We start from the raw sequence: 17,627 nt of genomic DNA, 5'->3' as shown, positions 1-17,627 counted from the left end.
CCGACTTCCGGAAACCGCCGGTGGATGCGCGCGTGCAACGCCCGCAAAAAGCTTGTCGTGCGCTGCATCGCCCGCCTTAGAAAAGCGCTATCGGTCGGTTGGGTGGTGATTGCGGATGCAGGCGCGAATCACCCGCTGTCCACCCCCGCCGGAACCGCGCCCGCCCGACCGTACGACCCGAGATCCATGATGGACGCCCGCAACCCCCTCGAACCCGCCGCCGGTACGGCGGCCGCGCGCGCCCGCGGGCGCCGCTCGGGCCTCATGCCGATCGCGGCCGTGCTGCTGACCGTCGTCGCCGTCGTCGCGGCGGCGGCGATCTTCCCGCAGCCGGTGCGCGACGCCGCCGAGGGGGTGATCGCCTACGTGCAGAGCTTCACCAAGAGCGAGGATGCGGAGGACAAGGCGGAGGAGGGGGAGAAGACCGCAACCGGCGAGCGCGTGTTCCGGCCGACCAAGGAGCAGCGCATCGCCTTCGAGATCCACCCGGTGCCGACCATGACCTTCCGGCCGGAGGGCACGGCGGAGGGGCGCATCGCCGTCAACGAGGACGACAACGTGCCGGTGGTGCCTCCCTATTCCGGCCGCGTCACCCGGGTGAACGTCCGGGCGGGCGACGACGTGAAGGCCGGCGACGTGCTGCTCACGCTGGAGGCCACCGACATGGTCCAGGCGCAGAGCGACTATCAGGCGGCGCTCAACAACCTCCAGAAGCAGCAGGCCCTACTGAAGCTCGACCAGACCATCGCGGCGCGCCAGCAGGAGCTGTTCGCCGCCAAGGCGGTGGCCCTGAAGGACTACCAATCCGCCCAGAACGACGTGATCGCCGCCCAGAGCGACCTGAAGACCGCCGAGGCCGCCCTCGACGCGGTGAAGAACCGGCTGCGCCTGCTCGGGAAGACCGATGCGGAGATCGCGGGCTTCGTGAAGAACGGGACGCTGAGCTCCGAGACCCAGATCCGCGCGCCGATCGCCGGCACCATCGTGCAGCGCAAGGTCGGCGTCGGGCAGTATCTCAACGCGTCGAGCGATCCGGTCTTCGTGATCGGCGACCTCTCCACCGTCTGGCTCATCGCCAACGTGCGCGAGAGCGAGGTCCCGAAGATCCGCATCGGCCAGGAGGTCGAGGCCAAGGTCGCGGGCTTCGGGGCGCGGGTGTTCAAGGCGCGGGTCAACTACATGGCCGCGAGCCTCGACCCGGCGACGCGCCGGCTCGCCGTGCGCAGCGAGGTCGACAACGCCGACCGTGTTCTGAAGCCCGAGATGTTCGCGAGCTTCACCATCATCACCGGCAAGGCGCAGCCCTCGCCCGCCGTGCCGCTCGCGGCGATCGTCTACGAGGGCGCCGACGCCCATGTCTGGGTGGCGCGGCCGGACGGCACCATCGCGGCCCGCGCCGTGAAGCTCGGGCTCATCAACGGCGAGAACGCCCAGGTCGTCGACGGGATAAGCCCGGGCGAGGAGATCGTCACCCGCGGCGCCCTGTTCATCGACCGGGCGGCCTCCGGCGACAAGGCGTCGTGACGGCGATGGGCGCGACCGCACCCGGCACGGCCCTGGGGACAGCGCGATGAACAGCCTGATCGTCTTCTCCCTGCGCCAGCGCGTGCTGGTGTTCCTCATGTTCGTGATGATGCTGGGCCTCGGCTACGCGAGCTACACCCAGCTCAACATCGAGGCCTATCCCGATCCGGTCCCGCCGCTCGTGGACGTGATCACCCAGAATCCCGGCCAGTCGGCCGAGGAGATCGAGCGCTACATCACCATCCCGCTCGAGGTGGCGCTGGCGGGCATCCCCAACGCCACGGTGGTGCGCACCATCTCGCTGTTCGGCCTCTCCGACGTGAAGGTGCAGTTCAACTACGAGTACACGTACGAGGAGGCGCTGCAGCGGGTGCTCAACCGCCTCTCGCAGGCGGCGCCCCTGCCCAACGGTGCCCAGCCGCAGATCTCGCCGACGAGCCCCGTGGGCGAGATCATGCGCTACAAGCTCGTCGGGCCGGCGGGCTACTCGTCGGCGGACATGAAGACCCTGCAGGATTGGGTGCTGCAGCGCCGCTTCAAGGCGATCCCGGGCGTCGTCGACGTCACGGCCTTCGGGGGCAAGGCCAAGGAGTACGAGATCGCCGTCGACCTGACCCGCTTGCAGGCGCAGGGCATGACCCTGGTGCAGCTCGTCACCGCGCTCAACAACTCCTCGATCAATGTCGGCGGCCAGACGCTCAACGTCGGCGAGCAATCGGCGGTGGTGCGCGGCGTCGGCCTGATCCGCGACATGGACGACATCCGCGACACCATGCTGACGCAGGTCAACGGCGTGCCGGTGCTGGTGCGGGACGTGGCCGAGGTGCGCGTCTCGAACGCGCCGCGGCTCGGCATCGTCGGTCACGACGACCAGCCCGACGTGGTCGAGGGCATCGTGCTGATGAGCCGCGGCGGCCAGAGCCTGCCGACGCTGCGCCGGGTCGAGGCCGAGATCGACCGGATCAACAATTCGACGATCCTGCCGCCCGACGTGAAGATCCAGCGCATCTACGATCGCTCGGGGCTGATCCACACCACGACGCACACCGTGATGCACAACCTCGTCTTCGGCGTGGTGCTGGTCTTCGTGGTGCAGTGGCTGTTCCTGGGGTCCCTGCGCAGCGCCATCATCGTGGCGGCGACGATCCCCTTCGCCCTCGGCTTCGCCATCCTGATCCTGGTGGTGCGCGGCGATTCGGCCAACCTGCTCTCGCTCGGCGCCATCGATTTCGGCCTGATCGTCGACGCCACCGTGATCATGGTCGAGAACGTGTTCCGGCACCTCGCCGAGCCCGAGCACGCGGAGGGCCAGCCGGCGCCCGGCGGGCTGACGGGGCGCCTCGGCGCCATCGCGATCGCGGGCGCCGAGGTGAACCGCGCGATCTTCTTCTCGGCCACGATCATCATCGTGGGCTTCCTGCCGCTCTTCACCATGACGGGCGTCGAGGGTCACATCTTCGGGCCGATGGCCAAGACCTACGCCTACGCGCTGGTCGGCGGGTTGATCGCCACCTTCACGGTCTCGCCCGCGCTCTCCGCGCTGATCCTGCCCAAGCACGTCGAGGAGCACGACACCCTGATCGTGCGGGTGCTGCGCTTCGGCCACGAGATCATCCTGGGCTTCGGCCTGCGCAACCGGGTGCTGTCGCTCGCCGTCACCCTGGCGATCCTGCTGGTCTCGGGCATCGCCGCGCGCAACCTCGGCCTGGAGTTCCTGCCCAAGCTCGAGGAGGGCAACCTCTACGTGCGCGGCACCATGCCGGCCTCGATCTCGCTGGAGGCGGGCAACGCCTACGTCCAGCGCCTGCGCAAGATCTTCACCGAGGTGCCCGAGGTCGTCACCGTGATCTCGCACCAGGGCCGGCCCTCGGACGGCACCGACGCCACCGGCTTCTTCAACGTCGAGATCCTGGCGCCGCTCAAGCCGATCGACCAGTGGCGCAAGGGCCTCGACAAGGAGACCCTGATCCGCACCCTGTCGAAGCGGCTGGACGCCGAATTCCCCGGGATCGAGTTCAACTTCTCCCAGTATATCGAGGACAACGTCCAGGAGGCGGCCTCAGGTGTGAAGGGCGAGAACTCGGTCAAGATCTACGGCAACGACCTCGCGGCGCTGACCAAGACCGCCGAGAACGTCAAGGCGGTACTCGCCACCGTGCCGGGCATCACCGACCTCGCGGTCTTCACCTCGCTCGGGCAGCCCACGGTGCGGATCGACGTCGACCGCTACAAGGCCGCCCGCTTCGGCCTCTCGATCGGCGACGTGAACACCACCGTCGCCGCCGCCATCGGCGGGCAGAACGCGGGCGACCTCTACGAATACGGCTCGGACCGGCACTTCCCCATGCGGGTGCGCCTCGCCAAGACGTACCGCTCCTCGCTGGAGACGATCCGCAACATCACCATCGGGGCACCGAACCCGGCCGGCGGCGTGGTCCAGGTGCCGCTCTCCGAGATCGCCACGGTGGAGCTCGTCTCGGGCGCGGCCTTCATCTACCGCGAGGACCAGGAGCGCTACATCCCGGTGAAGTTCTCGGTGCGCGGGCGCGATCTCGGCAGCGCGGTGATCGAGGCGCAACGCCGGGTGCGCGACGAGGTCGACATGCCGGCGGGCTACCACCTCGAATGGGTCGGCCAGTTCACCAACCTGCAGGACGCCGTGGCCCGGCTCAGCCTCGTTGTGCCGATCACCCTGTTGCTGATCGCGCTGCTCCTGTTCATCAACTTCAGCTCCGTCACCGACATGCTGCTCACCCTCTCGGTGATCCCGATGGCGATGATCGGCGGCATCTTCGCGCTGACGCTGACCGGCACCCCGTTCTCGATCTCGGCGGCGATCGGCTTCATCGCCCTGTTCGGCATCTCGACGATGGAGGGCGTGATCCTGCTCGCCTACTACAACCAGCTGATGGACGAGGGCTGGCAGCGGGCCGAGGCGGTCTGGCACGCCTCGATCGTGCGGATGCGGCCGGTGATGATGACCTGCGTGGCGGCCTGCGTCGGCCTGTTGCCGGCCGCGGTCTCCACCGGCATCGGCTCGCAGGTGCAGAAGCCCCTGGCTCTGGTGGTGGTCGGCGGCATCCTGCTCGCCCCGAACCTGATCCTCGTGGTGCTGCCGGTGCTGATCTCGCTGTTCTCGCGGCGGCGGCCCAACCCGGCGGCCAAGCCCGCCGCGCACCGGGTGGCCGCGTGATGCGGGCGCAACAGGCACGGGCCGAACGGCCGGAGGTCCCGGCGTGGCGTTGACAGGCGACCGCGGAGCGCTCCTCTGCGGGCGGCGAGCACCCGACGGCCGGGTGCGCGATGCCAGGGTGGGGGCCGGCGGCGTGGCGGATGTGGCACGAGACCGGCGCGGGGCCGCGCGAGCGGCCGGCCTGCTCGCGGCAGGCCTGCTGTCGGCCGCCCTCGGCGCCTGCGCGGTCGGGCCGGACTTCGTCGCGCCCGAGGCGCCCCCCGTCGGCCGCTACACCCGCGAGCCGCTCAGGAACCCCAGCGCCGCCGACAAGGTCTCGACGGGCCAGGGCGGCTCGGCCGATCAGAGCTTCGTGGCCGGCGCCGACATTCCCGGCCAGTGGTGGAGGCTGTTCCACTCGAAGGCGCTGAACCGCCTCGTGGAGGAGGCGCTCGCCAACAACCCGAACCTCGAGGCGGCCCAGGCCTCGTTGCGCATCGCCCAGCAGAACGTGCTCGCCCAGAAGGGCACGCTGTTCCCGACCCTGACGGCCAACCCGCAGGCGCAGGGATCCCGGGCCCCGGGGCTCGACCTGCAATCGCCCCTGCAGAACCAGACCCAGTATCTCTACAGCCTCTACACCCCGCAGGTGCTGGTCTCGTTCAACCCGGACGTGTTCGGCGGCAATCGCCGCCAGATCGAGGCGCTCGAGGCTCAGACCGAGAACCAGCGCTTCCAGCTCGAGGCCGCCTATCTCAGCCTGACCGCCAACGTCGTCACTGCGGCGATCCAGGAAGCGGCGCTCCGCGCCCAGATCGACGCAACGAAGCGGGTGATCCAGGCGCAGACCGAGGTGCTCCAGCTCTACAACAAGCAGCTCTCTCTCGGGCAGATCGCGGGGGCCGACGTGGTGCAGCAGCAGGCCGCGCTCTCGCTCTCGCAGCAATTGCTGCCGCCGCTGGAGAAGCAGCTCGCCCAGCAGCGCAACCTGCTCACCGCGCTCGCCGGCCGCCTGCCGAGCGAGGAGGTCGGCGAGACCTTCACCCTGGCCGCCCTGCGCCTGCCGACGAAGCTGCCGGTCAGCCTGCCCTCGCGCCTCGTGCAGCAGCGGCCCGACGTGAAGGCCGCCGAGGCGCTGGTGCAGCAGGCGAGCGCGGGCGTCGGCGTGGCCCTGGCCAACCGCCTGCCGCAATTCAACATCACGGCGACGGGCGGGTCGAGCGCGGTGCGCATCGCGCAGCTCACCAACCCGGGCGCGGGCTTCTTCACCATCATCGGGCAGGCGACGGCGCCCATCTTCGACGCGGGCACGCTCTACCGGCGCCAGCGCGCCTCGGAGGAGACGCTGACGCAGGCGCAGGCGCAGTACCGCGCCACAGTGATCGCGGCCTTCCAGAACGTCGCCGACACGCTGCGCGCCCTGCAATCGGATGCGCAGGCCGTCGCCGCCGCACAGGCCGCCGAGAGCGCCACCGGCCAGAGCCTCGGCCTCGTGCGCAAGCAATACGCGGCGGGCGCCGTCACCTCGACCCAGGTGCTGATCGCCCAGCAGGGCTACCTCTCGGCGCTCGTGACCTCGGCGGGCGCGCGGGCCACCCAGTACGCCGACACCGCCGCCCTGTTCCAGGCGCTCGGCGGCGGCTGGTGGAACCGCGTGGACGTCGCCCCGCCCCCGCCCGAGACGGACCCGGCGAAGTTCCTCTGAGCGCCGCTATCCCGCGGCCGGCGGGACGGCCCGCGGCTCGTGGATCGGGCAGCCGTTGCGCTCAGCGCGGAAGCCAGCCGAGCGCGGGTAGACCGCCCGGCGGGCCCGCATGACCGAGCCGAGGGGGCGGTGCGCCTCGATCCCGTGCCAGGGGCTGAAGGCGAGGCCATCGTCCAGGCTCGCCCGCTTGCCCGCGCTCCAGCTCTCCTGCCGCGACACCGTGATCCGCGCCACCGCCACGTAGGGGCTCTGCGCCTCCGGCCAGGGGACCGAGGCGTCCTCGACCGGCATGGTCTCGCGGTCGGTGAGAAGCTGCGCCCGAACCTCCCAGACACCCGCATGCTCCGCGAAGAAGGCCGAGACCGCCTCGCGTAGGCCGTCGGGCCGGCCGTTGACGTTGAGGGCCGCGCCCGTGAGCGCGCTCAGCTCGGGCGAGACCGGAGCCACCGCCACCTTGGCGACGTAGTCGCCCCAGCGCATCGGAACCTGACTGTAGAAGGTCTCGCCGAGGATGTGGGTCTCGGGGTGGCCGCCGAGGGCGATCACGGTGGGGCTCTTCGTCCCCAGCGCCTCCAGGGTGTGCTCGACGCCGCGCATCACTGCGGAGAGGGCCTTCTTGAAGATCTGCGGCGTGTCCGTCGTGGCGGCGAGGAGCTTCAGGCTCTTGAGGAAGGCCGCCGCGTCGGGTGCCGTGAAGGCCGGAGCGTTGGCCATCACGAAGTCCTGCGTCTCGCCTTCCGCGCCGGGCAGGCGCTCGCCCGCCACGCCGAGGATCTTGATGGCGAGCCCCCGCGGGGTCGAGACGCTGTCGTCGAGGAGGTCGCCCGGGTTGGTGGACAAGCGCATCAGCACGTCATGTCGGCCGGGCGCCGCGAAGAGGCCCTGCGCCAGCGCCGGGGCGAGCCCGGGCAGGATCTCGAGGGTGCCCGTGAGCAGGCCGTGGCTCTTGGCATGGACGCCGCGCACGGCGTGTCCGTAATCCCGCGCCGTCGTCTCCTGGATCTTCTCGAACTGCGCGATCATGCCCTGATGCACCGCCGCCTCGTCGGCCTGCACGTGCTCCAGATCGGGGCTGTAGCGGACGGGCTCGGCGGGCGTCACGGGCATCTCGGGGTCCTCGGGGCAAGTCTCCGGGTGAGAACCGGGCGCGCTCCCGCGTGTTCCGGCCGGCCCGGATCGTCGCGCGATCACAAACGGTCGATGGACGTGCCGCAGGCGCGGAGCGCCTGCGGCACGTCCCGGCGCCGGTGCGAGCACCGGGCGCCGGCCCGGAGAAACCCGGCGCCGTCTGCCGCCTAGCCGCCGGCCCGGCCTGCCGAACATCGAATCTCCGCAGCGCCGTCGCGCATATCGCGCGCCCGCTGACCGCCTATCGCGCCGAGATCCCGGTACGGAGTGTTCGCGTTACGTTTCTCTATAATAACAGTCAAGGTTACACCAACAAATCAATGTCAGCATGACCATGTCTTATGTTATCGATCCCGATGAAGAACAGGTCGATCCTGTGCATGCGTTGAAATGACAGTGGTCGGTATTTCGCAATCCTTCCTGCATAGTTGGGAGAACCTTCATGAGGGCGCTGGTTTGGCACGGCACGCAGGACATCCGCTGCGATACGGTTCCGGATCCGAGGATCGAGGACGACCGCGACGCCATCATCAAGGTCACGGCCTGCGCGATCTGCGGCTCCGACCTGCACCTCTACGATCACGTCATGCCCGGCATGGAGAAGGGCGACGTGATGGGTCACGAATTCATGGGCGAGGTCGTCGAGACGGGCAGGGGCGTCAACGGCGCCTTGAGGAAGGGCGAGCGCATCGTCGTGCCCTTCACGATCATCTGCGGCGCGTGCGACCAGTGCAAGCGCGGCTTCTTCTCGGTCTGCGAGCGCTCGAACCGCAATAAGGATGTCGCCGACAAGGTGTTCGGCCACACCACGGCGGGCCTGTTCGGCTACACCCATCTCACCGGCGGATACCAGGGCGGACAGGCCGAGTACGTCCGCGTGCCCTTCGCCGACAAGACGCATATCAAGGTGCCGGACGGGCTCACCGACGAGCAGGTGCTGTTCCTCGGCGACATCTTCCCGACCGGCTGGCAGGCGGCGGTGCAGGCCGATATCCAGCCCACCGACACGGTCGCGATCTGGGGCGCCGGCCCCGTGGGCCAGATGACGCTGCGCTCCGCGCTCCTGCTCGGGGCCAAGCAGGTGGTCTGCATCGACAGCGTGCCGGAGCGCCTCGAGATGGCGCGCGCCGGCGGTGCCATCACCATCGACCACACGCAGGAGAGCACCGTCGAGCGGTTGAACGAACTCACCGCCGGCAAGGGCCCGGAGAAGTGCATCGACGCCGTCGGCATGGAGGCGCACTCGCCCCGGGCGCTGGAGCAGGCCTACGACCGCGTCAAGCAGGCGGTGATGCTGGAGAGCGACAGGGCCACCGTGCTGCGGGAGATGATCTATGTCTGCCGCCCGGCCGGCATCCTCTCGATCCCGGGCGTCTATGGCGGGCTCGTCGACAAGATCCCGATGGGGGCCCTGATGAACAAGGGCCTCACCGTCCGCACCGGCCAGACCCATGTGAACCGCTGGACCGACGACCTCGTCCGGCGCATCGCCGACGGACAGATCGACCCGTCCTTCGTGATCACCCACCGGGCCGGCCTCGAGGAAGGCCCCGGGATGTACAAGACCTTCCGGGACAAGAAGGACAATTGCATCAAGGTCGTGCTCCGGCCCTGAGGCCATCCCGCCCCATCGTTCCGCGGCGGCCCTGTCGCCTCGCCCCCTTCGGCAGCCAGGAAGCCAGGAAGCCAGAATGTCCGATCCGACCTCTCGCCGCGACCGAAGCCGCGCGTCCGTGCGCCCCGCGCGACCGGGTTATCTCAGCTCGGACCCGCGCCGAAGGCCGGATCCGGCGACTCGGGACCTCGCCTACGGCCTGGGCTGGTTCTCGATCGGTCTGGGTCTGACCGAGCTCGCGTGCGGGGGCGCCATCGCGCGCTGGCTCGGAATGCCGCGCGCGGCCCCGGTCATTCGCGCCTACGGCCTGCGTGAGCTTCTACAGGGCGCCGGGATCCTGGGCTCGCGCGATCCGACGCCCTGGATCTCGGGACGGGTCGCGGGAGACGCCCTCGACATCGCCACAATCCTGCCCGGCCTCGGGCCGCGGAATCCGCGCACGGACAACGTGGTGATCGCCCTTCTGGCTCTGGCCGGCGTCACGGCCGTCGACGTGATCTGCGCACGCAGCCTCGCGGAGGCACCCTTGGCCCCGTCACGGGCGATCCGGCGGGATTACCGTCGCCGGAGCGGCTTCCGCCGGCGCGCCGCGGCGATGCGGGGTGCGGCCCGCGACTTCACGCCGCCGCCCGACGTCGTCGGCCCGGAAGCGATGCGTCCGTGGCGGCCGGCCGACGCCTGATCCGGCCTCCCCTCGATCGGAGCGGAGACCGCCCGGTCCCGAAGGGGGCCGAGCGGTCAAGCGCCGCCCTGCAGGGTTCGTCCGAAGAGGGCGAGCAGCGCCTCCCAGCCGCGGGCGGCGGCGTCGCGATCGTAGACGGGGAAATCGGGCATCATCCAGCCATGCGCGGCCGGATAGGTCTGCGCCGTATAGCGTACGCCCGCCTGCGTCAGGGATCTCTCAAACCGCTCGGCCATCGCGGGCGGATAGCTGCCGTCGTTCTCGGCCGCCGCGACGTAGATCTCGGCCTTCAGCCTCGGCGCGAACAGGTGGGGACTCGTCGGCGCGTCGGTCGCGAGGTTGCCCCCGTGAAAGCTCGCCGCCGCCGCGAAGCGCTCGGGGTAGGTTCCGGCCGCGGCCACGGCCATGCCGCCGCCCATGCAGAACCCCACCGCACCGACCCTGCGCCCGGCGACGTCCGTGCGCGCGTCGAGGCAAGCGAGGAAGGCCGCCGTATCGTCGGCGGCCTTGTGGGGCCCGGTCGTGGCCATCAACGGACCGAGAACGGCGCGGAAATCGCCCGCGAACACGTCCTTGGGCACGAACGGGCCGTAGGGGCCGTACCGGTAGAAGAGGTCCGGGAGCAGGACCACGTAGCCGGCGTCGGCGAGCTGTCGCGCCATGTCGCGCATCGCGGGGCGGATGCCGCCAGCGTCCATGTACAGGATCACCCCGGGCCACGGTCCGTCGCCGGCGGGGGTCATCACGGAGGACGGGCAATCCCCGTCGCGGGTCCGGATCGTCACGCGCTCGTTCGGCATGGGGGCTCCAAGGCTAGGTAGGAGACTCATTCAGGTCCATGCGATGACACAGGAAACGAGGGCGACGGCGGCCAGATAGTTGCAGGCCAAGCGGTCGTAGCGGGTCGCGACACGCCGCCAGTTCTTGAGATGACCAAACAGGCGCTCGATCCGATTGCGCCGCCGGTAGGCGATCCGGCTGTGCTTGTAGGGCACCGTCCGGGTGCCCGTGGACGGGATGGTGGCGATCACCCGGTGGCTTTTCAGCCAGTCCCTCAGGCTCTGCGCATCGTAGGCCTTGTCGGCGATCAGGCGCTTGGGCGGCACCACGGCCTGCACCAGAGGCAGCGCCATGGTGATGTCGGCCACGTTGCCGGGCGTCAGGGCGAACGCAACCGGTCGGCCACGACCATCGGCCAAGCAATGGATTTTGCTCGTGAAGCCGCCGCGCGAGCGCCCGATGGCCTGGCTCCAGGCCCCCCTTTTCCGCCCGATGCCGAGCGGTGGGCCTTCACGTGCGTGGCATCGAGCATCAGTTCGTCAGGGACAGGACCTGCGGCAGCGATCCTGGCAAACAGCCGCTGCCAGATCCCGCGCTGAGACCACCTGTTGTAGCGATTGTAGATCGTCGTGTGTGGGCCGTAGGCGGAGGGCGTATCCTGCCAGCGGCAGCCGACCTTCAGGACGTGCAGGATGCCGCTGATCACCCGCCTGTCGTCGACCCGAGGTTTGCCCGGTTGGCCATGCGGCAGGTGCGGCTCGATCTGCGCCCAGGCTTCATCCGAGAGCCAGAACAACTGTGCCATCGCGATCCTCCTGCATTGGAAACCCCAAACTTCGAAAGAAAACGCGAGCGATGGCAAATGGTTGTATGAGTTCCCTACCTAGAGGTCTGCGATGTCCGCGGCGAAGTCTCGGCTCACGAGAGGTTGCGCGCCGGAGGAGATGGGTCTCGCGCCGGATGCCGGGCGCCGTCCGGGCGGCCCCCGACAGCGGGCCTACGTACCGATCACCTGGAACAGGATCTCGCGCCGATGCGGCCGGTCCCGGTGCTCGATGAGATAGAGGCCCTGCCACGTGCCCAGCGCGGGGCGCCCGCCCGTCACCGGGACGGACAGGCCCGAATCCGTGAGCAGCGTGCGGATATGGGCCGGCATGTCGTCCGGCCCCTCCGCGCCGTGGACGTAGCCCGCGCCGCGCGGGGCGAGGCTGTCGAGGGCGCTCATCAGGTCCGTCTGCACGTCCGGGTCGGCGTTCTCCTGGATCGTCAGGGAGGCCGAGGTGTGCCGGCAGAACACGGTGAGCAGGCCGTCGCGGATGCCGCTCGCGCGCACGAAATCCGCCACCGCCTCGGTGACGTCGGTGAAGCCGGGGCCCGGCGTGGCGACGGTGAGGCGGGCGCTCGCCTGCCGCGTCACGGTGCCGGCCGAGAGGCTCTCGAGCGCGCCGATGCGGCCCTGTCCGCTCCGTCTCATCGGGTCTCCTCCAGGGTGCGGCCCGGCGCGATCTCGCGCTCGCCGCGGGCCAGGATGCGCTCCAGCACGTCGATGCGGTCGGCCTCGGCCGGCGGCTTGTCCCAGCGGATGCGGCTGACGCGGGGGAAGCGCATGGCGACGCCGGATTTGTGCCGGGTCGAGCGCTGCACGCCCTCGAAGGCGATCTCCAGGACGAGGCCCGCATCCGGCCCGTAGGCGACCTCGTGCACGGGGCCGAAGCGCTTGGTGGTGTTGTTGCGGACGTAGCGATCGAGCTTGGCCAGCTCCGCGTCGGTGAAGCCGTGGTAGCACTTGCCGACCGGCACCAGCTCGTCGCCCTCCGGGCCTTCACGCCAGACCCCGAACGTGTAGTCCGAGTAGAAGGACGAGCGCTTCCCGTGCCCGCGCTGGGCGTACATCATCACCGCGTCGACGATGTGGGGCTCGCGCTTCCACTTCCACCACGGGCCCTTCGGCCGGCCCGGGAGGTAGGGGCTGTTGCGGCGCTTCAGCATCACGCCCTCGATGGCGTCCGCATCCGCCCCGGCTCCGACGGAGGCCGGGTCGGCACGGGCCGCCGCCAGCTCCGCCCAGGTCGCGAACGGAACCAGCGGCGAGATGTCGATGCGGGCGTGGTCGAGACGGGCCACGAAGGCCTCGAGCCGGGCGCGGCGCTCGCCGAAGGGCTGTTCGCGCAGGTCCGCGCCGTCGGCCGCCAGCAGGTCGTAGGCCCGGACGTGGGCCGGGAACTCCTCCAGAAGCTTCGGGGTCACCGCCTTGCGGTTGAGGCGCTGCTGCAGGACGTTGAAGCTCTGCACCCGGCTCTCGCGCAGGATCAGCAGCTCTCCGTCGAGGGCGCCGTCGAAGCCGATCGCCTCGGCGAGATCCGGGAAGGCGCCCGTGATGTCCTCGCCGGTGCGGGAGTAGACGCGCGCCACCTGCGCGCCCGCGCGGTCGCGCCCGCCGACGAGCTGGACCCGGATGCCGTCCCATTTCCACTCACCCGAGAAGGCCTCCGCGTCGAGCTTGTCGAGGTCCGCCTCCTCCTCGATCGGGTGCGAGAGCATGGGCGGCCGGAACGGGGCCGGGTTCAGGGTCTCGGGGCGCGGGGCTTTGCCCTCGACCCATGCGAAGAGCGCGGCGAAGGGCGGCGTCAGCCCGTGCCAGACCTGCTCGACCGCATCCGCCTCGTGGCCGCCCAGCGCCCCGACCGCGGTCTTGGCGAGCCGGGCCGAGACGCCGACCCGCAGGTTACCGGTGACGAGCTTCAGGAGCGCCCAGCGCCCGGTCTCGTCCAGCGCGTCGAGCCAGCCCGCGAGATGGCCGGGCAGGTCCTTCTTCGGCGTGGCCGCCAGGGTCTCGACCACCTCGGCCAGCGTCGGCACGTGCGGGGGCGGGTTGTTGTGGCCGATGCCGGGCCCCTCCGCCCGCGGCTCGGGCCCCGGCCAGATCAGCGCCGTCGTCTCGGCGAGGTCGCCGACGTAATTGTGCGAGAGCCGGAACAGCACCGGGTCGATGCGGGCCTCCACCAGCCCCCGGATCAGCGCGGGCTTGGCCTCGCGGAAGCTCAGGGTCCCGGTCATCGCCCCGAGGGCGTAGCCGCGCTCCGGGTCGGGGGTGCGGGCGAAGTAATCCTGCAGGAGGCGCAGCTTGGCGTTGCGGCGCGGCTCGTAGGCGAGGCGGTCGAGGAGATGGGCGAAATCGTTCACGCCACCGCCTCCGCGGGCCCGGCGGGCTCTGCCGGCTCGGCGGCCGATTCCGCCTCGCCGTCGTCGCCGTAGCCCAGCATGTGCAGGGGCTTCGCCGCGATCCCCTGCGTGCCGCACCAGTGCACCAGCGCGTCCTCCTGCCCGTGCGTGACCCAGACCTCCCCCGCGCCGGTGTCCCGGATGGTGCGGCAGAGGTCCGGCCAGTCCGAGTGGTCCGAGATCACCAGCGGCAGCTCGACGCCCTTCTGGCGGGCGCGCGCCCGCACCCGCATCCAGCCCGAGGCGAAGCAGGTGACCGGATCGGGGAACTTGCGCGACCACAGATCCTGCATCGCCGAGGGCGGGCAGAGCACGATGGCGCCCTGCAGGTCCTTGCGCTCGGCGGCCACCACCTTCGGGGTGTCGCCCAGCGGCACGCCCTCGCGCTTGTAGAGCTCGGTCAGCTTCTCCATCGCCCCGTGCAGGCGGATCGGCCGGTCCCAGCCCTCCTCCCGGAGCAGGGCCATCACGCGTTGCGCCTTGCCGAGCGCGTAGGCGCCGACGATGTGCGCGCGCTCGGGGAAGAGACGCACCGATTCGAGAAGCTTGCGCACCTCGTCGCGGGTGTCGGGATGACGGAACACCGGCAGGCCGAAGGTCGCCTCGGTGATGAAGACGTCGCAGGGCACCACCTCGAAGGGCAGGCAGGTCGGGTCCGGCGCCCGCTTGTAGTCCCCCGAGACGACGACGCGCACGCCCTCCGCCTCGATCGCGATCTGGGCCGAGCCCAGCACATGGCCGGCGGGGGCGAAGCGCACCGTGACGCCGCCGATGCGGATCGCCCGCCCGAGCTCCGCCTCCTGGCGCGTGCCGCAGAAGTCCGCCCCGTAGCGCACCGCCATGATGCGCAGGGTCTCGGGTGTGGCCAGCACGCTGCCGTGCCCGGCCCGGGCGTGGTCGGCGTGCCCGTGGGTGACGAGCGCGCGGGGCACCGGCCAGGTCGGATCGACGTGGAAGCGCCCGAGCGGGCAGTACAGGCCCTCGCGGGTGAGGGTGAGGAGATCGCTGGCGCGGAGGGGCATGGGAGCGGCTATATAGGGCGGGCGGGCACGGGTGTTCACCGGGCCCGTCCTCCCGCAAGCCATGTCCCGATGTCCCAGAACAGTTCCGGCGACCTCCTCGCCGACCGGCGCTACCTCTATGCCGAGGCCTGCCTCGCGGAGGGCGACGCGCAGGGCGCCGCCGAGATGGCCGAGCAGGCGCTGGCGCTGGCCCCCCGCTACGCCCCGGCCTGGCTCCTGCTCGGGCGCGCCCGGGAATGCCTCCACGCGGCGAACGGGTCCGAGCCCCTGCTGCGGGCGGCGCGGGCGGCCTTCGCCACGGCGCGCGCCCTCGACCCGGAGGACCGGATCGGTGCCGGCATCCACGGCGCGCGGCTCGGCGCCGGCTCCGCCGCCCCGTCCCCGGCCTATGTCCGGGCGCTGTTCGACGGCTACGCCGGCCGCTTCGAGCGCCATCTCGTGGAGGGCCTCGGCTATCGCGGCCCCGACCTCCTGCGCGCCGCCCTCGACGCCCTGCCGGATGCCCCGGCCCGCTTCCCCGTCGCGCTCGATCTCGGCTGCGGCACCGGGCTGACGGGGGAGCGCCTGCGCGACCGGGTCGACCATCTCACGGGCGTCGACCTCTCACCCGCCATGCTGGCGATCGCCCGGGGCAAGCCGGGCCTCTACGACCGCCTCGCCGAGGGCGATCTGACGCGCTTCCTGGCTGCCGAGGCGCCGGGCTCGGCCGCGCTCTGCGTCGCCGCCGACGTGTTCATCTACCTCGCCGATCTCGCCCCAGTGCTGGCCGGCATCGCCCGGGTGCTCGAACCGGGCGGATGGGCCGCAGTCACGGTGCAATCGCATGCCGGCGACGGCGCCGTGCTCGGTCCGGACGGCCGGGTCGCGCACGCGGACGCCTACCTCAAGGCTCTGTTCGCAAGCACGAATCTCGTCCCGGTCGTGTTCGCTTCGGCCGCGATCCGGCGCGAGCGCGGCGTCGGCGTGCCCGGCCGGCTGATCGTCCTGCGCAAAATCGAATTGCGCGCGGTCGGGGATGAAACCTCGCCGTAGGCCGTCGCTTATTACGCGACCGCGGCAAACCGGCGGGGAAGAGGATTTCATGAGCGAGACGAAGACGGCACCGGCGGACAAGTCGTTTCCCGCAAGCCCCAGCAGCCGCATTCCCTTCGCCATCGTGCTGGCGGCCCTGGCGGGCTGCGCCGACTCGATCGGGTTCCTCGAATTCTCCCAGCTGTTCATGTCGTTCATGTCGGGCAACACCACGCGTTTCGGCGTTGCGGTGGCCAATGCCGATTGGGAGAACGTCACCCGCGTCGCCTCGGCGATCCTGATCTTCTGCTTCGGCGCCTTTCTCGGCACCCTGATCGCCGCCTTCGTCGGGCGCTGGCGCCTCTCGGTGCTGCTCACCCTCGAGGCGATCCTGCTCGGCCTCGGCCTGATCATGCCGTGGGGCACCTTCGCCTATCCGCTGCACGCCTATCCCATCGTCCTGGCCCTCGGGCTGCAGAACGCGATCCTGCAGGACGAGGGCGGGCGCAGCATCGCGCTCACCTACGTGACCGGCGCGGTGGTGCGCTTCGGCACCGGGATGGCCAACCTCCTCCTCGGCACGGTGGCCTCCTCGTTCTGGATCCAGGCGCCGCTCTGGGCGGGGCTCAGCGCCGGCGCGGTGCTGGGCGGCATCCTCCAGATCCGCTTCGGCGAGAGCGCGTTCCTGTTCCCGGCCGCTCTCGCGGCGCTGCTCGCGGTGATCGCGATCGTCCTCACCGTGGCCAAGCCCGGCAGCACCCTCGTCGCGGGGTCCTCGCCCGCGCCGGACGCGTCCCCGCACGCCGAGCCGGTCGACGCGATCCACTGAACGGAAGGGCGACGCGCCGGCCCCGGCGCGGTTCGTCCGCGGTGTCTCTTGGGTGATGCCTGCCGGGTGACGTCTCCTGGGTCACGACCTCTGCGGCGCGGCCCGGCGCTCCGCGCGGGGCGCTCAATCGCCCGACGCGTCCCCGCGCATGCGCTTGACCGCGCTGCGATGGCTCTTCGATTCGAGCCGGCGCTTCTTCGAGGCCAGCGTCGGGCGGGTCGGGCGCCGCGGGGTCGGCGGCACGGCCGCCTCGGCCACCAGGGCGGCGAGGCGCTCGCGCGCGTCCGCCCGGTTGCGTTCCTGCGTGCGGTGGCGCTGGGCGTTGATGACGATCACCCCGTCCACCGTCAGGCGCTGCCCGGCGAGCTGCATCAGCCGCACCGCCACCGCGTCGGGCAGCGAGGGCGACCGGCGGGCGTCGAAGCGCAGCCGCACGGCGGACGAGACCTTGTTGACGTTCTGGCCGCCGGGACCCGAGGCGCGCACGAAGCTCTCCTCGAGTTCCGCCTCGTCGATGGCGATCTGGGGGGTGCAGACGAGCGCCACGATCGCCATATCTCCGTTGCGGCCGAGGCCGCGTCTCTCACGGGGGCGCGGCCTGTGCCGCGTCCTTCAGGGGGCGCGGCTCAAGCCGCCTCGGCGGGCGTGCGGGCCTTGAGCGCCAGGGCGTGCAACCCGCGCCGGAAGGCATCGTCCAGCAGCCCGTTCACGAGCCGGTGGCGATCCACCCGGCTCTTGCCCTCGAAGGCCGCCGAGACGACGTCGAGGCGGAAATGCGTCTCCCCGCCCTCGCGCCAGCCCGAATGGCCGGCATGGAGGTGGGATTCGTCCACCACGTCGAGCTTCGTCGGGGCGAGTTCCGCCTCCAGCGTCGCCTGTATCCAGTCCCGCAGCGTGTCCATCGCCATCCTCGATTCCGGCCGGGTCCGGGGATGGG

At 70.9% G+C, this 17,627-nt stretch carries 15 protein-coding genes; 7 read left to right on the top strand and 8 right to left on the bottom strand.

The window, feature by feature from the left end:
* Nucleotides 1–186 precede the first annotated feature (186 nt).
* The 3 genes from ACS5RC_RS04950 to ACS5RC_RS04940 all read left to right on the top strand — a co-directional run bounded on the left by ACS5RC_RS04950 (nt 187) and on the right by ACS5RC_RS04940 (nt 6,401).
* Nucleotides 187–1,524 carry an efflux RND transporter periplasmic adaptor subunit gene (locus ACS5RC_RS04950; RefSeq protein ID WP_478342724.1) on the top strand — a complete coding sequence of 446 codons (1,338 nt, stop codon included), beginning with the start codon at nt 187–189 and terminating at the stop codon, nt 1,522–1,524.
* Between the two features lie 46 nt (nt 1,525–1,570).
* Nucleotides 1,571–4,717 carry an efflux RND transporter permease subunit gene (locus tag ACS5RC_RS04945; protein ID WP_478342723.1) on the top strand — a complete coding sequence of 1,049 codons (3,147 nt, stop codon included), beginning with the start codon at nt 1,571–1,573 and terminating at the stop codon, nt 4,715–4,717.
* A 103-nt stretch (nt 4,718–4,820) separates the two neighbouring features.
* Nucleotides 4,821–6,401: an efflux transporter outer membrane subunit gene (locus tag ACS5RC_RS04940; protein ID WP_478342722.1), complete on the top strand. Its 1,581-nt coding sequence runs from the start codon at nt 4,821–4,823 to the stop codon at nt 6,399–6,401.
* Nucleotides 6,402–6,407: 6 nt separating this feature from the next.
* On the opposite strand, the gene ACS5RC_RS04935 is transcribed toward ACS5RC_RS04940, so the two are convergent.
* Complete coding sequence (locus ACS5RC_RS04935) at nt 6,408–7,502, bottom strand: catalase family protein (RefSeq protein ID WP_478343412.1); 1,095 nt, start codon at nt 7,500–7,502, stop codon at nt 6,408–6,410.
* Nucleotides 7,503–7,971: 469 nt separating this feature from the next.
* Between ACS5RC_RS04935 and ACS5RC_RS04930 the strand changes: the two genes are divergently transcribed.
* Both ACS5RC_RS04930 and ACS5RC_RS04925 read left to right on the top strand, forming a co-directional pair.
* Nucleotides 7,972–9,144, top strand: coding sequence for a zinc-dependent alcohol dehydrogenase (locus ACS5RC_RS04930; protein WP_478342721.1), 1,173 nt, complete (start codon nt 7,972–7,974; stop codon nt 9,142–9,144).
* A 76-nt stretch (nt 9,145–9,220) separates the two neighbouring features.
* Nucleotides 9,221–9,826: a cyclase dehydrase gene (locus tag ACS5RC_RS04925; protein ID WP_478342720.1), complete on the top strand. Its 606-nt coding sequence runs from the start codon at nt 9,221–9,223 to the stop codon at nt 9,824–9,826.
* A gap of 56 nt (nt 9,827–9,882) precedes the next feature.
* On the opposite strand, the gene ACS5RC_RS04920 is transcribed toward ACS5RC_RS04925, so the two are convergent.
* The 5 genes from ACS5RC_RS04920 to ACS5RC_RS04900 all read right to left on the bottom strand — a co-directional run bounded on the left by ACS5RC_RS04920 (nt 9,883) and on the right by ACS5RC_RS04900 (nt 14,850).
* The gene (locus ACS5RC_RS04920) at nt 9,883–10,626 is read right to left on the bottom strand and encodes a dienelactone hydrolase family protein (RefSeq protein WP_478342719.1); all 744 of its coding nucleotides are present in this window, start codon (nt 10,624–10,626) and stop codon (nt 9,883–9,885) included.
* Nucleotides 10,627–10,656: 30 nt separating this feature from the next.
* Nucleotides 10,657–11,411 (bottom strand): IS5 family transposase gene (locus tag ACS5RC_RS04915; RefSeq protein WP_478342718.1). Its coding sequence is split into 2 segments (ribosomal slippage): nt 10,657–11,081 and nt 11,081–11,411, totalling 756 coding nucleotides; the frame shifts between segments, so codons are not numbered across the junction.
* 192 nt (nt 11,412–11,603) lie between these two features.
* Nucleotides 11,604–12,080, bottom strand: a complete 477-nt coding sequence (locus ACS5RC_RS04910; RefSeq protein WP_478342717.1) for a secondary thiamine-phosphate synthase enzyme YjbQ — start codon at nt 12,078–12,080, stop codon at nt 11,604–11,606.
* Nucleotides 12,077–13,789, bottom strand: coding sequence for a cisplatin damage response ATP-dependent DNA ligase (locus tag ACS5RC_RS04905; protein WP_478342716.1), 1,713 nt, complete (start codon nt 13,787–13,789; stop codon nt 12,077–12,079). The genes ACS5RC_RS04910 and ACS5RC_RS04905 overlap by 4 nt, the downstream gene beginning before the upstream one ends.
* The gene (locus tag ACS5RC_RS04900; protein WP_478343411.1) at nt 13,786–14,850 is read right to left on the bottom strand and encodes a ligase-associated DNA damage response exonuclease; all 1,065 of its coding nucleotides are present in this window, start codon (nt 14,848–14,850) and stop codon (nt 13,786–13,788) included. The genes ACS5RC_RS04905 and ACS5RC_RS04900 overlap by 4 nt, the downstream gene beginning before the upstream one ends.
* Before the next feature lie 69 nt (nt 14,851–14,919).
* Between ACS5RC_RS04900 and ACS5RC_RS04895 the strand changes: the two genes are divergently transcribed.
* Nucleotides 14,920–15,882, top strand: coding sequence for a class I SAM-dependent DNA methyltransferase (locus tag ACS5RC_RS04895; RefSeq protein WP_478342715.1), 963 nt, complete (start codon nt 14,920–14,922; stop codon nt 15,880–15,882).
* A gap of 49 nt (nt 15,883–15,931) precedes the next feature.
* Nucleotides 15,932–16,690, top strand: a complete 759-nt coding sequence (locus tag ACS5RC_RS04890; protein WP_478342714.1) for a YoaK family protein — start codon at nt 15,932–15,934, stop codon at nt 16,688–16,690.
* A gap of 123 nt (nt 16,691–16,813) precedes the next feature.
* On the opposite strand, the gene arfB is transcribed toward ACS5RC_RS04890, so the two are convergent.
* The gene (gene arfB, locus ACS5RC_RS04885) at nt 16,814–17,236 is read right to left on the bottom strand and encodes an alternative ribosome rescue aminoacyl-tRNA hydrolase ArfB (RefSeq protein WP_478343410.1); all 423 of its coding nucleotides are present in this window, start codon (nt 17,234–17,236) and stop codon (nt 16,814–16,816) included.
* Nucleotides 17,237–17,316: 80 nt separating this feature from the next.
* Complete coding sequence (locus tag ACS5RC_RS04880) at nt 17,317–17,592, bottom strand: BolA family protein (RefSeq protein WP_478343409.1); 276 nt, start codon at nt 17,590–17,592, stop codon at nt 17,317–17,319.
* Nucleotides 17,593–17,627: the final 35 nt, after the last annotated feature.

The organism is Methylobacterium sp. HJ2, from assembly GCF_056431005.1.
The sequence above is the reverse complement of the archived record's forward strand: the minus strand, read 5'-3'. Positions and strand labels throughout refer to the sequence as shown.